This window comes from Rhodococcus tukisamuensis NBRC 100609 (assembly GCF_001894985.1).
GTDB classification, from domain to species: domain Bacteria; phylum Actinomycetota; class Actinomycetes; order Mycobacteriales; family Mycobacteriaceae; genus Rhodococcus_G; species Rhodococcus_G tukisamuensis.
The window spans coordinates 67,220-81,017 of the sequence record NZ_BCXG01000004.1 but is presented as its reverse complement, the minus strand read 5'-3'; the positions used below and the strand labels follow the sequence as shown (position 1 = coordinate 81,017).

The 13,798-nt window shown below is 70.3% G+C and carries 12 protein-coding genes; 11 read left to right on the top strand and 1 reads right to left on the bottom strand.

Annotated elements, in window-relative coordinates; genetic code table 11:
- The first annotated feature begins 38 nt into the window (after positions 1-38).
- The 7 genes from RT2_RS05870 to secA all read left to right on the top strand — a co-directional run bounded on the left by RT2_RS05870 (position 39) and on the right by secA (position 9,484).
- The gene (locus RT2_RS05870; RefSeq protein WP_072843607.1) at positions 39-704 is read left to right on the top strand and encodes a dTMP kinase; all 666 of its coding nucleotides are present in this window, start codon (positions 39-41) and stop codon (positions 702-704) included.
- The gene (gene mtrA / locus RT2_RS05865; RefSeq protein ID WP_174556676.1) at positions 701-1,393 is read left to right on the top strand and encodes an MtrAB system response regulator MtrA; all 693 of its coding nucleotides are present in this window, start codon (positions 701-703) and stop codon (positions 1,391-1,393) included. Before RT2_RS05870 ends, mtrA begins: the two co-directional genes overlap by 4 nt.
- Positions 1,390-3,126 carry an MtrAB system histidine kinase MtrB gene (gene mtrB, locus RT2_RS05860; protein ID WP_083577104.1) on the top strand — a complete coding sequence of 579 codons (1,737 nt, stop codon included), beginning with the start codon at positions 1,390-1,392 and terminating at the stop codon, positions 3,124-3,126. Before mtrA ends, mtrB begins: the two co-directional genes overlap by 4 nt.
- Complete coding sequence (gene lpqB / locus RT2_RS05855) at positions 3,123-4,910, top strand: MtrAB system accessory lipoprotein LpqB (RefSeq protein WP_072843605.1); 1,788 nt, start codon at positions 3,123-3,125, stop codon at positions 4,908-4,910. The genes mtrB and lpqB overlap by 4 nt, the downstream gene beginning before the upstream one ends.
- A 93-nt stretch (positions 4,911-5,003) precedes the next feature.
- Entirely contained in the window at positions 5,004-5,663 is a 660-nt protein-coding gene (locus RT2_RS05850) for a ComF family protein (protein WP_072843604.1), read from the top strand.
- Between the two features lie 175 nt (positions 5,664-5,838).
- Positions 5,839-6,510 carry a ribosome hibernation-promoting factor, HPF/YfiA family gene (gene hpf, locus RT2_RS05845; protein WP_072843603.1) on the top strand — a complete coding sequence of 224 codons (672 nt, stop codon included), beginning with the start codon at positions 5,839-5,841 and terminating at the stop codon, positions 6,508-6,510.
- A 187-nt stretch (positions 6,511-6,697) separates the two neighbouring features.
- Positions 6,698-9,484: a preprotein translocase subunit SecA gene (gene secA / locus RT2_RS05840; protein WP_072843602.1), complete on the top strand. Its 2,787-nt coding sequence runs from the start codon at positions 6,698-6,700 to the stop codon at positions 9,482-9,484.
- A gap of 1 nt (position 9,485) precedes the next feature.
- Here secA and RT2_RS05835 read toward each other — a convergent pair whose 3' ends face one another.
- Positions 9,486-10,013 carry an Rv3235 family protein gene (locus tag RT2_RS05835; RefSeq protein ID WP_072843601.1) on the bottom strand — a complete coding sequence of 176 codons (528 nt, stop codon included), beginning with the start codon at positions 10,011-10,013 and terminating at the stop codon, positions 9,486-9,488.
- A 146-nt stretch (positions 10,014-10,159) separates the two neighbouring features.
- Here RT2_RS05835 and RT2_RS05830 point away from each other — a divergent pair, with 146 nt between their 5' ends.
- The 4 genes from RT2_RS05830 to RT2_RS05815 all read left to right on the top strand — a co-directional run bounded on the left by RT2_RS05830 (position 10,160) and on the right by RT2_RS05815 (position 13,753).
- On the top strand, positions 10,160-10,576 hold the full coding sequence (locus RT2_RS05830; protein WP_072843600.1) for an HAD-IA family hydrolase: 417 nt from the start codon (positions 10,160-10,162) through the stop codon (positions 10,574-10,576).
- Position 10,577: 1 nt separating this feature from the next.
- Positions 10,578-12,014, top strand: coding sequence for a WS/DGAT/MGAT family O-acyltransferase (locus RT2_RS05825; RefSeq protein ID WP_072843599.1), 1,437 nt, complete (start codon positions 10,578-10,580; stop codon positions 12,012-12,014).
- A gap of 12 nt (positions 12,015-12,026) precedes the next feature.
- Positions 12,027-12,563 (top strand): DUF6912 family protein, encoded by a 537-nt coding sequence (locus tag RT2_RS05820; protein WP_072843790.1) that lies wholly within the window; start codon positions 12,027-12,029, stop codon positions 12,561-12,563.
- Between the two features lie 74 nt (positions 12,564-12,637).
- A complete protein-coding gene (locus RT2_RS05815) occupies positions 12,638-13,753 on the top strand; it encodes a ferredoxin reductase (protein WP_072843598.1) in 1,116 nt (371 codons plus the stop codon).
- Positions 13,754-13,798 lie beyond the last annotated feature (45 nt).

The window sequence follows — 13,798 nt, the reverse complement described above, 5'->3', positions numbered from 1 at the left end:
GCCGGCCACGGTCGTCCGCGCAGTTAAGCTGGATCATCGTGGGAACACTGATCGCACTCGAGGGCCTCGACGGGGCCGGCAAGCGGACGCTGTCGAACGCCGTCGTCGCGTCCTGGCGCGCGGACGGACTGTCCGTGGCCACCCTGGCCTTCCCCCGGTACGGGGTCTCCGTGCACGCGGACCTCGGCGCCGAGGCGCTGCACGGTTCCCACGGCGACACCGCCGAGTCCGTCAACGCGATGGCCCTGTTGTGGGCGCTGGACCGCCGGGATGCGGCGGGGGAACTGCGGGAACTGGTCGCCGGGCACGACGTCGTGCTGCTCGACCGTTACGTGGCCTCCAACGCCGCGTACACCGCGGCCCGCAGCCACCAGGGAGCCGCCGGGCCGGCCGTGCAGTGGATCGAGGAACTCGAGTTCGGCCGCTTCGACCTGCCGCGCCCGGACCGCCAGGTGCTGCTGCGGGTGCCGGTCGAGCTGGCCGCGCAGCGGGCCCGCGACCGGGCCGGCGAGGAGGCCGACCGGCAGCGCGACGCCTACGAGCGTGACGGCGGGCTGCAGGCCCGCACCGGCGAGGTCTACGACGGGCTCGCCGCGCGCGGCTGGATCTCGCCGTGGACCGTGGTCGGGCCCGACGTGGATCCGGCCCAACTCGCCGCCGACGTAACCAATCAGCGTCGGTTGCCGTCGGAAGTGACACGATAGAGACCATGAAGCCACGCATTCTTGTCGTCGACGACGACACGGCCCTGGCCGAGATGCTCACCATCGTGCTCCGCGGCGAGGGGTTCGAGCCCTTCGTCGTCGGTGACGGCACGCAGGCGCTGTCCGCCGTCCGGGAGATCCGGCCGGACCTGGTTCTGCTCGACCTGATGCTGCCCGGGATGAACGGCATCGACGTGTGCCGGGTGCTGCGCGCGGACTCCGGCGTGCCGATCGTCATGCTCACCGCCAAGACGGACACCGTCGACGTGGTGCTGGGCCTCGAGTCCGGTGCGGACGACTACGTGATGAAGCCGTTCAAGCCGAAGGAGCTGGTGGCCCGGGTGCGGGCGCGGTTGCGTCGCACCGAGGAGGAGCCGGCCGAGCTGCTCGCCATCGCCGACGTGGTCATCGACGTGCCCGCGCACAAGGTGACCCGCGAGGGCGCGCTCATCGCGCTGACGCCGCTGGAGTTCGACCTGCTGGTCGCGCTGGCCCGCAAGCCCCGCCAGGTGTTCACCCGCGAGGTGCTGCTCGAGCAGGTGTGGGGATACCGGCACGCCGCGGACACCCGGCTGGTCAACGTGCACGTGCACGTGCAGCGCCTGCGCGCCAAGGTCGAGACTGATCCGGAGAATCCCGAAGTGGTGCTCACGGTCAGGGGGGTCGGCTACAAGGCCGGACCGCCGTGATCGGACGTACTCGCGCGCGGCGCCGGATCGGTGGCACATTCGGTCCGGTGCTGCGTCGTTTTCGTGGGTGGAGCCGTTCGCTCGCACACCTGTGGCGTCGTTCGCTGCAGCTGCGGGTGGTCGTGTCGACACTGACGCTCTCGCTGGTGGTGATCACGATCCTCGGTGTCGTGCTGACCAGCCAGATCACCGACCGGCTCCTCGAGGCGAAGATCAGTGCCGCGACGGAGGAGATGGACCGGGCCCGTAACACCGTGCAGAACCAGCTGGCCGGATCCGACGACAGCAGCTCGCTGGCCGCACGGCTCGACGCCGCGGCCGCCGCCCTGACCAGTCGCACCGACACCGGCCCGGCGACGGGGGCGGCGGGCACCTTCAACCCGGTGCTGATCGTGCCCGGCATCCCGCCGCTCGAGGGGGTCTCCAGCGGGCCCGAGGACCAGATCCCGGCGAACCTGCGCGAGTTCGTCAAGAAAGGTCAGGTCAGCTACCAGTTCGCCACGGTCTCCGACTCGGACGGCTACCGCGGTCCCGCGCTGATCATCGGCAGCCCCACCGCCTCGGACGTCTCCACGCTCGAGCTGTACCTGGTGTTCCCGCTGGCCAGCGAGGACAAGAGCCTGTCGTTGATGCGCAGCACCCTGCTCGTCGGCGGGGTCGTGCTGCTGGTGCTGCTGGCCGCGATCTCGATGATCGTGGCCCGGCAGGTGGTGCTCCCGATCCGGTCCGCGTCCCGGATCGCCGAGCGGTTCGCCGACGGCAAGCTCCGCGAACGGATGCCGGTCCGCGGCGAGGACGACATGGCCCGGCTGGCGATGTCCTTCAACGACATGGCCGAGAGCCTGTCCAAGCAGATTGCCCAGCTCGAGGAGTTCGGCAACCTGCAGAAACGGTTCACCTCCGACGTCAGCCACGAGCTGCGCACCCCGCTGACCACGGTCCGGATGGCCGCCGAGCTGATCCACGACGGCAGCGCCGACCTGGACCCGGCGATGCGCCGGTCCTCGGAGCTGCTGGTCGCCGAGCTGGACCGGTTCGAGTCACTGCTCAACGACCTGCTCGAGATCAGCCGGCACGACGCCGGCGTGGCGGAGCTGGCGGCCGAGAAGCTGGACCTGCGGATGAGCGCCCGCGCGGCGGTCGCCACGATCCGTCATCTGGCCCGGGAGTCCGGGACCGAACTGATCCTCGACCTGCCCGACGAGCCCGTGCTGGCCTCGGCAGACCCACGCCGGGTCGAACGGATCCTGCGGAACCTGCTCGCGAACGCCATCGACCACGGGGAGGGCAAACCGGTGCTGCTGCGCCTGCGCGCCGACGAAGACGCGGCCGCATTCATCGTTCGGGACAAGGGCATCGGCCTGCGACCCGGTGAGGAGAAGCTGGTGTTCAACCGGTTCTGGCGGTCCGACCCGTCTCGGGTGCGCCGCTCCGGGGGCACCGGACTCGGTCTGGCGATCAGCGTCGAGGACGCGCGGCTGCACGACGGTCGGCTCGAGGCGTGGGGCGAGCCGGGGGAGGGTGCCTGCTTCCGCTTCACCCTGCCGCTGGTGCGCGGGCACAAGATCACCAGCAGTCCGCTGCCGTTGCGGCCGCCGAGCGTCAAGCACGTCCAGGGCCGCCCGCTGCCCGGCGCGGAACGCCCGCACAGCGGGCACGCCGAACCCTCCGGTGAGGCCCTCGATCCCGACCAGGCCTCCAGCGTGCCGGTCCTGCGGGAGCGGCGGCCGTGACGGGCGAGCGCCGGCGCGGTCGCGGGCGGATCTCGCTGACGGCCGCGTTGCTGGCCGTCGCCGTCGTGGTCGGCGGTTGCGCGAGCCTGCCGGAGTCGTCGTCGCCGCAGGCGATCGGCACCATCACCCGTGAGCCGGTGGTCGTCAGCGTGCCGGTGCCGACGCCTGGCCGGGAACCGGACCTGCTGCTGCGGGACTTCTTCTCGGCCAGCACCGACCCGGCGGACAAGCACCTGGCGGCTCGCCAGTTCCTCACCCCGGCGGCGTCCGACCGCTGGGACGACACCGCCAGCACCACCGTCGTGGACAAGGTGGACGTGCTGCCGGAGTCCCGCGCCGACGACCAGGCCACCTACACGATCCGGGCCAACCGGGTCGGCCAGTTGGACGACGGCGGGCAGTACCAGGCGGTGGAGGGAAACTTCGAGGCGAAGGTGCGCCTGAGCAAGGTCAACGGCGAGTGGCGGATCGACGACCTGCCGCCTGGGGTGATCATGGACCGCCCGCAGTTCCTCAAGACCTACCAGCGCAAGGCGCTGTACTTCCTGGACCCGTCGGGCACCACCGTGGTGCCGGATCTCCGGTGGATCTCCGCGACCCAGGAACAGATGCCGGGACGACTGATCGAGCTGCTGATCGCCGGACCCAAGCCCGCGCTCTCCGACGCGGTGCAGAACATGGCGGGCAAGGTGTCGGTGCTGGCTCCGATCACCAAGGCGGACGGCCGCAGCGCCGGGGTCGGGGTCGGCTTCGGCGGCCTGCACATCGACTTCACCGGCGCGTCCGCGCTCGACCAGAACGCCCGCGACCTGCTCGCCGCCCAGGTGGTGTGGACCCTCGCGGCGGCCGAGATCTCCGGACCGTACGTGCTGACGGGTGACGGCGCCCCTCTCGACGAGCGGTACGCGAACGGCTGGACCACCGCCGACGTGTCCTCGACGAACCCGATGGCGACCACGAGCACGACAGTGGGCCTGCACGGGCTGGTCGACGGCGCGCTGGTGGCCGTCAACGACACCGGGGTGAGCGCGATGCCCGGCTACTTCGGCACCGCCACCACGCTGGAGTCGATCGCGCTCTCACGGGACGGCCGGCTGGCGGCCGCGGTGGCCGACACCGGCAAGCCCGAGCCGGAGCCCAGGAGCGCGCTGATGGTGGGGCCCGTCGAGGGCTTCGCGACGCCGGCCCTCGAGGCGGGCTCGATGACGCGGCCGACGTGGTCGCGCACCGAGCCGGCGGTGTGGACCGTCGTCGACGGCACCTCGGTGGTGCGGGTGGTCCGAGACCCCCAGGGCGGCCAGCTGGTGGTACTGCCGGTGGACACCGCGGACCTCGCCCCGTTGGGCGCCACGATCACCGAACTGCGGCTGTCCCGGGACGGCGTCCGGGCGGCGCTGATCGTCGACGGCAAGGTGTACGTCGCGACGGTGGTCCCGAGGCCGGACGGCGGTTACGCGCTGACCGCGCCCCGGCCCGTCGCGATCGGACTGGGCAGCCCCGCCCTGTCCCTGGACTGGAGCAGCGGCGAGGCGATCGTGGTGGCCCGAGCGGCCTCGGACATCCCGGTGGTGTCCGTGGCGGTCGACGGGTCCCGGATGGACGCACTGCCGAGCCGGAACCTCTCGGCGCCGGTGAGCTCCGTCGACGCATCGGTGACCACGGTGTTCGTGGCGGACGCGCGCGCGGTGTTCCAGCTGAACAACAACGACCCGGCCGGCGACCGCTACTGGCGTGAGGTGCCCGGGTTGACCGGGGTCAAGGCGATCCCGATCCTGCCGGGCTAGGGTATGTCTCCCAATCCCCGTTTCGCCGGGTGCACCCCAGTGGGATCAGGAGGCACGCCCTAGGTTGTCGGTGGGCGGGCGCACACTGCGTGCGTGCGTGCGCTGCTGGACCTGGTCCTGCCCCGTGAGTGCGGCGGCTGTGGGGCCGTCGGGACGCTCTGGTGCGAGCGGTGCCGGGTCGCGTTGGCGGCCGGGCCGGTACGGCTGTCCCCGAGGGTCGACCCGGGGGTGCCCGCCTGGGCGGTCGGCAGCTACGTCGGGGCCCGCCGGGCGGCGGTGATCGCGGCGAAGGAGCGTGGCCGACGGGACCTCGCGGTCCCGCTGGGGCAGGCGTTGGCGACGGCGGTGCGTCGGCTGCGCGAACTCGGCGAGATCGACCCCGCGGAGTTGGCCGCGCTGACCCTGGTGCCCGCGCCCAGTCGGCCGCGGGCGGCCCGTGTGCGCGGTGGGGATCCGGTCGCGGCCGCGGTCGGCGCGGCGGCGTCGGCGCTGCGGCCGGAACCGGTCCGAGTGGCGGAGATTCTGAAATATGCACGGGGAGTTCGTGATTCGGTTGGACTGTCGGCTCGGGCGCGGGTGGAGAACCTGTCGGGACGAATCCTGGTGGCGCCGGCGCCGCGGACCGGGCGGGGGGACTGCGTGGTGTTGGTCGACGACGTGCTGACCACCGGCGCGACGGCCGCGGAGTCCGTCCGGGCCCTCGCGACGCGGCGGGTTCGGGTGGCCGCGGTGCTGGTGATTGCGGCCGCTTGAGTGAAACGCGACGTTAATGCTGGCACTCCCGCCGAACTCGTACTAGCGTCGCCAACACAACCGACGAACTGGTGGAGGTGATACCGCAAATCCTGGCGTCGGGCGGTTCCCCTCCCGGCGTAGCTCATCCGCCGACAGTCATCATCTGTGGCTCGGCCGTATCTTGGAGGTACGCGTGACGACCCCTTCAACAGCCTCTGTGTTCATCGAAGACGCTGCAGAGACCACCGGGCAACCCGAAGGCCCGCTAGCCGAAATCGTCGTGAAGGGCCGCAACGTCGAGGTCCCCGACCATTTCCGCGTCTACGTCTCGGAGAAGCTGGCACGACTCGAACGCTTCGACCCGACGATCTACCACTTCGACGTCGAACTCCAACACGAACGGAACCGCAGGCAGGCCAAGAACTGCCAGCGAGTGGAGATCACCGCCCGGGGCAAGGGCCCGGTCGCTCGGGCCGAGGCCTCCGCGGACAGTTTCTACGCCGCCTTCGAGAGCGTCACCGCCAAGCTCGAGAGCAGGCTTCGCCGGACCAAGGACCGCCGCCGCGTCCACTACGGCGACAAGACGCCCGTCTCGGTCGCGGAGGCGACCGCGGAGCTCGCCACAGACGACTCGCTGGCCATCTCGCCCGACATCTCCCTCGAGTCGGAGGAGTATCCGCCGGGCCCGGGGCAGATCGTGCGGACCAAGATCCACTCGGCGGCCCCGATGTCGGTCGACGACGCGCTCTACGAGATGGAACTGGTCGGACACGACTTCTTCCTGTTCCACGACAAGGAAACCGACCGTCCGTCCGTCGTGTACCGCAGGCACGCGTTCGACTACGGGCTGATCCGGCTCGCCTGACACACCCTGCTTGACACACGCTCACACGGTCGTTCTGCTCCACGGATCGTGAGAGCGCCTACCATGGGATCCGGTCGGGGGATAACTCCCTCGGCCGGATCCTCTCTGTGACCGGAACTACTGTGTAGTCAGTTGCTCCGTTTGCGGAGTCGAGACCTGCCCGCCGAGATTGAGGACGTTCAAGCCCGTGCCGTCGCTGTCACTGTCGAAGCTGCTCCGTGTTGGTGAAGGTCGCATGGTCAAGCGGCTCAAGCACATCGCTGAGCACGTAACCAGCCTCTCGCCCGAAGTCGAGGCGCTGACCGACCTCGAGCTCCGCGCCAAGACCGCGGAGTTCAAGGAGCGGTACGCGTCGGGTGAGTCCCTCGACGACCTGCTGCCCGAGGCCTTCGCGGTGGCCCGCGAGGCGTCCTGGCGGGTGATCTCGCAGCGGCACTTCGACGTCCAGGTGATGGGCGGCGCCGCCCTGCACCTAGGGAACGTCGCCGAGATGAAGACCGGTGAGGGCAAGACCCTGACCTGTGTGCTGCCGGCCTACCTGAACGCGATCTCCGGCGACGGCGTGCACGTGGTCACGGTCAACGACTACCTGGCCAAGCGTGACTCCGAGTGGATGGGCCGCGTGCACCGGTTCCTCGGTCTCGAGACCAGCGTGATCCTCTCCGGGATGACGCCGGCCGAGCGTCGCGTCGCCTACGCGTGCGACATCACCTACGGCACGAACAACGAGTTCGGCTTCGACTACCTGCGCGACAACATGACGCACTCACTCGACGACCTGGTGCAGCGCGGCCACAACTTCGCCATCGTCGACGAGGTCGACTCGATCCTCATCGACGAGGCGCGTACCCCGCTGATCATCTCGGGACCGGCCGACGCGTCCAGCAAGTGGTACGGCGAGTTCGCCCGGATCGCGCCGCTGCTCAAGCGTGACGTCCACTACGAGGTCGACATCAAGAAGCGCACCGTCGGCGTGCACGAGGCGGGCGTCGAACTGGTCGAGGACCAGCTCGGCATCGACAACCTGTACGAGGCCGCGAACTCGCCCTTGGTCAGCTACCTGAACAACGCGATCAAGGCGAAGGAGCTCTACACCAAGGACAAGGACTACATCGTCCGCGACGGCGAGGTCATCATCGTCGACGAGTTCACCGGCCGCATCCTGGTCGGCCGCCGTTACAACGAGGGCATGCACCAGGCGATCGAGGCCAAGGAGAAGGTCGAGATCAAGGCCGAGAACCAGACCCTCGCCACGATCACCCTGCAGAACTACTTCCGCCTCTACGACAAGCTCTCGGGCATGACCGGTACCGCCGAGACCGAGGCCGCCGAGCTGCACCAGACCTACGGCCTGGGCGTCATCCCGATCCCGACGAACCGGCCGATGGTCCGCGTCGACCAGGGTGACCTGATCTACAAGACCGAGGAGGCGAAGTTCGCGGCGGTCGTCGACGACGTCGTCGAGCGGCACGGCAAGGGCCAGCCCGTCCTGATCGGCACCACCAGCGTCGAGCGCTCGGAGTACCTGTCCAAGCAGTTCACCAAGCGCGGCGTCGTGCACAGCGTGCTCAACGCCAAGTTCCACGAACAGGAAGCGACCATCGTGGCCGAGGCCGGTCGCACCGGCGCGGTCACCGTGGCCACCAACATGGCCGGCCGTGGCACCGACGTCGTGCTCGGCGGCAACCCCGACATCCTCGCCGACCTGCACCTGCGCAAGCAGGGGCTGGACCCGGTCGAGACCCCGGACGAGTACGAGGCAGCCTGGGAGCCGGCCCTCGACGAGGTGCAGCGGCAGGTCAAGGCGGACGCGGAGAACGTGCGCTCCGCGGGTGGGCTGTACGTGCTCGGCACCGAGCGGCACGAGTCCCGGCGCATCGACAACCAGCTGCGCGGCCGCTCCGGCCGTCAGGGCGACCCGGGCGAGTCCCGCTTCTACCTCTCGCTCGGCGACGAGTTGATGCGCCGCTTCAACGGCGCCGCGCTGGAGTCGATCATGACCCGGCTCAACCTGCCCGACGACGTGCCGATCGAGGCGAAGATGGTCTCGAAGGCCATCAAGAGCGCGCAGACCCAGGTCGAGCAGCAGAACTTCGAGATCCGCAAGAACGTCCTCAAGTACGACGAGGTGATGAACAAGCAGCGCACCGTCATCTACGAGGAGCGTCGCCAGATCCTCGAGGGCAAGAACATGGAGGGCCAGGTCGAGAGCATGATCACCGACGTGGTGACTGCCTACGTCGACGGTGCCACCGCCGAGGGCTACGTGGAGGACTGGGACCTCGACCAGCTGTGGACGGCGCTCAAGACGCTGTACCCGGTCGGCATCGACTACAAGGACCTCGCCGGTGAGACCGAGATCGGGGAGCGGGGCGACCTGACCCGTGACGAGCTGCGCGAGGCGCTGCTCGCCGACGTGCGGTCCGCGTACGCCGCCCGTGAGCAGCAGATCGACGCGATCGCCGGCGAGAACGGCATGCGTGAGCTCGAGCGTCGGGTGCTGCTCTCCGTGCTGGACCGCAAGTGGCGCGAGCACCTCTACGAGATGGACTACCTCAAGGAGGGCATCGGCCTGCGCGCGATGGCGCAGCGGGACCCGCTGGTCGAGTACCAGCGCGAGGGCTTCGACATGTTCTCGGCGATGCTCGAGGGCCTCAAGGAGGAGTCGGTCGGCTTCCTGTTCAACCTGCAGGTCGAGGCGGCCCCGGCGCCCGAGCAGTCGGGTTGGACCAACGCCGCCGCCGCGGCCCGCAACGCGAGCGCGCCGGCCCCGCTGCCCACCCAGGTGGACGCGCAGGAGTCGGCCCGGTCGGCAGCGCCCGCGGCCCTGCGTGCCAAGGGCCTCGACGTAGCCGAGGAGACCCGGCTGACGTTCTCCGGACCCGACGAGGGCGGCAAGGCGGAGGTTCGCAACGCCGCGCCCGAGGCCGACGGGAGCCGCCGCGAGCGTCGTCAGGCAAGGCGCCGCAAGTAGCTCAACCGACCTGTAGCGACGTCACACACCAGCCGCCCCGCGCCTGCGGGGCGGCTGGTGTGCGTTCGACGCGGCCGGCGATTGCGAAGACCCGGTCGCCGCGGGCGTAGGTGCCGAACACCTCGGCGACGTCCGGGCCGTTCGGGCGCAGGTGCACCCGCTGCAACTGCGCGCCACCGAGCCGGTTCGCCGGCGGCGCGGCGTGGGTCAGTGCGGCCACCAGGTCCACCACCGCCGGGGACAGCACGGCGCGAAGCTGGGGCGGCTGGCGGCGTCGGTCGAGGACCTCGAGCACCAGCCGCAGGGCCGTCTCGGCGAACCGGTGCGCTGCCGGGTCTGCGCAAGGCGGTGGTGTTCGCCGGGCCGGCGAGCGTCCGGTGTGGGAGGCGGTGTGCGCCGCGGCCGACGGCGCGGCGGGCGCGGGCCGCATAGCCCGGGGGTGCGGCGGCGGCTCGCACTGCGGGGCCCTGGCCAGGAAGTTGCGTGGCGGCTCGTGCCGGGGTGGATGGCTCGTGTCGGGGTACGTCATGGGGTCCTCTCCCGATGGGGTGCGTCGACAGGTTGTTGCGTCGAGTCCGGGGAGAGGCCGGGCTGTGAGCAGGATTACACGGAATTCGATCGTCCGCACGCGAATGGCCGACGGCGCGGACGGCGTCGCGGCCCTAGGGTGATCGCATGGACGGGTTGGTGCTGGACTGCGGGGGCGTGTTGGTCGGTCCCGGGTCCGACGGGGAAGGGCTGGGCGCGATCATCGCCGAGGTGCGCAGCCTCGGGGTGCGCACGGCCGTGCTGAGCAACGATCCGGGCGGACCCGGCGCGGACTGGCTGCGCGGTCTCGGTGGCGGGCGTCTGGTCGACGAGGTGCTGCTCTCCGGTGACGTCGGGCTCGAGAAGCCGGACCCCCGGATCTACCGGCTGGCGGCCCGGCGGTTGGGGCTCGCCGAGTCGGACTGTGTGTTCGTCGACGACCTGGCGGTCAACGTCCGCGGCGCGGTGGCCGCGGGCATGGTGGCCGTCCACCACGTGGCCCCCGCCCGAACCGCGGAGGAACTGCGGGTCCTGTTCGATCTGGCACCAGGGGACGGAAACTGACATGGCCACGAGGCTGACCACACAGGACGCGTCGTTCTACTTTCTCGAGGCGAGCAGCACGCCGATGCATCTCGGGTCGCTGGCGATCCTGCAGGTCCCCGAGGCCGGCGTCGACTACGAGGAGTTGCTCACCCACGTCGAGCGGCGACTGCCGCTGGTGCCGCGGTACCGGCAGCGGGTGCGTGAGGTGGCCCTGGGGCTGGCCCGGCCGGTGTGGGTGGACGACCGCGAGTTCGACATCACCTACCACGTGCGGCGCTCCGCGCTGCCCCGTCCCGGTTCCGACGCTCAACTGCACGACCTGGTGGCGCGGCTGACGTCGCGGCCGTTGGACCGGACCCGGCCGCTGTGGGAGATGTACCTCGTCGAGGGCCTGTCCGACAACCGGGTCGCGATCTTCACCAAGTCCCACTCGGCGCTGGTCGGTGACGAGGGTTCGCTCGAGATCAGCCAGGTGCTGCTCGACCCGAGCAGCACGCCGCGGCCGACGGAGGAAGAGTTGTGGATGCCCACCCGCGAGCCGCGCGAGGCAGAGTTGGTGCTCGATGCGGTCGCGGAGATGATCGCCCGGCCACGCGAGGGGGCGGCGACGCTGAAGATGGCGCTCGGCGACCTGGTGGGCAGCGCGGTCGAGGTCGCCGGGAACGTCGCGGCCGTGGTGCGCACGGCCACCGCCTCGGCGCCGACCAGCCCACTGAACGCGGCCATCTCGCGCAACCGCCGATTCGCCACGGTCCACACCGAACTCGAGGACTACCGGCGCGTGCGCAGACGCTTCGGGTGCACCGTCAACGACGCGATCCTCGCGGTGCTGACGGGGGCGCTGCGGAACTGGCTGCTCTCGCGCGGTGAGCCGGTGACCGCGTACTCGACGGTGCGGGCGCTGGTGCCGATGGCCGTCTACATCTCCGGCGACGGCTCGGAGGAGGAGGTCGACCTGGAGGCCGACCCGGTCGAGCGTGAACACGTCCCGGAGAACGCAGAGCGCAAGGTCTCCTCGTTCCTGGTGGACCTGCCGGTCGGCGAGCCCAATGCGGTGGTGCGGCTCTCACACATCGCGCACGCCACCGAGGCGCACACCCGGGCCAGCAGCACGGTGACCGCGCAGACCCTGGTGCGGATGTCGGGCACCGCGCCCGCGACGCTGCACGCGATGGGCCTGCGGGTGGCGAGCAGCCTCTCGCAGCGCATGTTCAACGTGATGATCTCCAACGTGCCCGGTCCGCAGTCGCCGCTGTATCTCAACGGCGCCAGGATGCTCGAGATGTACCCGGTGTCGCCGCTGCTCAAGAATCAGGCGCTCAGCATCGGGTTGACGTCCTACGACGGCCACGTCTACTACGGTTTGAATGCCGACCGCGACGCCATGTCCGACGTCGAGGTGGTGACGGCACTGTTGTACGAGTCGCTCGAGGAGCTGTTGGATGCCTGTGGGTAAGGGGTGCTGTCGATGAGGGTCTACATTCCCGCGACGATCGCGATGTTGCAGAAGTTGGTGGCGGAGCAGGAGCTGGATCCGGTGAGCCGCACCGCTTTTGCCGTGACGCCTGCGCTGCGCGAGGCGTACGCCTCCGGTGACGACGACGAACTGGCGGAGGTGGCGATGACGGAGGCTGCGCGGGCGTCGCTGCGCCTGTTGGCGTCCGAGGCGCCGGAGGGGGAGCCGTCGGAGGGTGCGGCCGGCGACGCGTCGACCGCCGTCCCGCACCGCCGGGCGGTGATCGCGGCGGACGTCGAGGACGCGAAGCTGCGGCCCGACCTGGACGACGCCGTGGTGCGCCTGGCGGGCCCGGTGACGATGGCGATGGTGGCGTCCGTGCACGTCGACCTGTCCGAGGCGGAGGCCGCGATCGAGCGGGCCGTCGCGGTGGTGGACGCCGCGGATCTGGGCGACGCGGACGCCGAGTTCGTGCTCGGTGACGCCGAGGATCACGAGCTCGCCTGGTACGCCACGCAGGAACTGCCTTTCCTTCTGGACCTGCTCTGACGATCCGCGTGACAGTTCGCCTTTTCAGCGGGTAACCTACGGCTGCGTAACCTAGGCGAGTGGACGGAAGTTTGATGGGTCTGAGGAAGTGGCTCGAGGGGCCGGCAGCGGAAGTATCCGCGCCGCGCCGGCCTTCGTTGAACATGTTGCGCGGGGCGGTGACTCGGGTGACGACGCCGTTGCTGCCCGACGATTTCCTGCACCTGGCCAACCCGCTCTGGTCGGCGCGGGAACTGCGCGGCCGGGTGGTGGAGGTCCGCAAGGAGACCTCGGATTCGGCGACCCTGGTGATCAAGCCGGGCTGGGGATTCGACTTCGACTACCAGCCGGGCCAGTACATCGGGATCGGTCTGCTGGTCGACGGCCGGTTCCACTGGCGGTCGTACTCGTTGACCTCCCCGCCGAACTGGGAGAACAAGCGCATCTCCATCGCCGTCAAGGCGATGCCGGAGGGGCAGCTCTCGAGCCACCTGATCAACGGCGTCCCGTCGGGCACCGTCGTCCGGCTGGCGGCGCCGCAGGGCAACTTCGCGCTGCCCGAGCCGCCGCCGGCGAAGATCCTGTTCATCACCGCGGGCAGCGGCATCACCCCGGTGATGGCGATGCTGCGCGCGATGGTCCGTCGGGGCGCGCTGCCGGACGTGGTGCACGTGCACTCCGCGCCGACCGCCGAGGACGTCATGTTCGGCGACGAGATGGCGGAGCTGCACGAGGCGCATCCGAGTTTCGTCTCACACGTCCAGTGCACCCGCACGGGCGGCCGCTTCCAGCTGTCCGACCTGGACGCGCTGTACCCGGACTGGCGCGAGCGTCAGACGTGGGCGTGCGGCCCGACCCAGATGCTCGACGACGTCGAGCGGGTGTGGACCGAGGCGGGCATCGCGGACCGGCTGCACACCGAGCGGTTCACCATCCCGCGTGCGGACACCGCAGGCCAGGGTGGCACAGTCACCTTCGCCAAGTCGGGGCGTTCGGTGGAGATCGACGGCGCGACCACGGTGCTCGAGGCCGGTGAGCAGCTCGGCGTGCAGATGCCGTTCGGCTGCCGGATGGGCATCTGCCAGACCTGTGTGGTGCCGCTGGTCTCGGGTCACATCCGGGACCTGCGGTCCGGCCGTGAGCACAGCGAGGGCGAGCGGGTCCAGACGTGCATCTCCTCGGCCGCCGGCGACTGCACGTTTGATCTCTGAACTGGGCCGGGGTGTCGGTGTCCGATTCGTCTATCGTTGTAACCA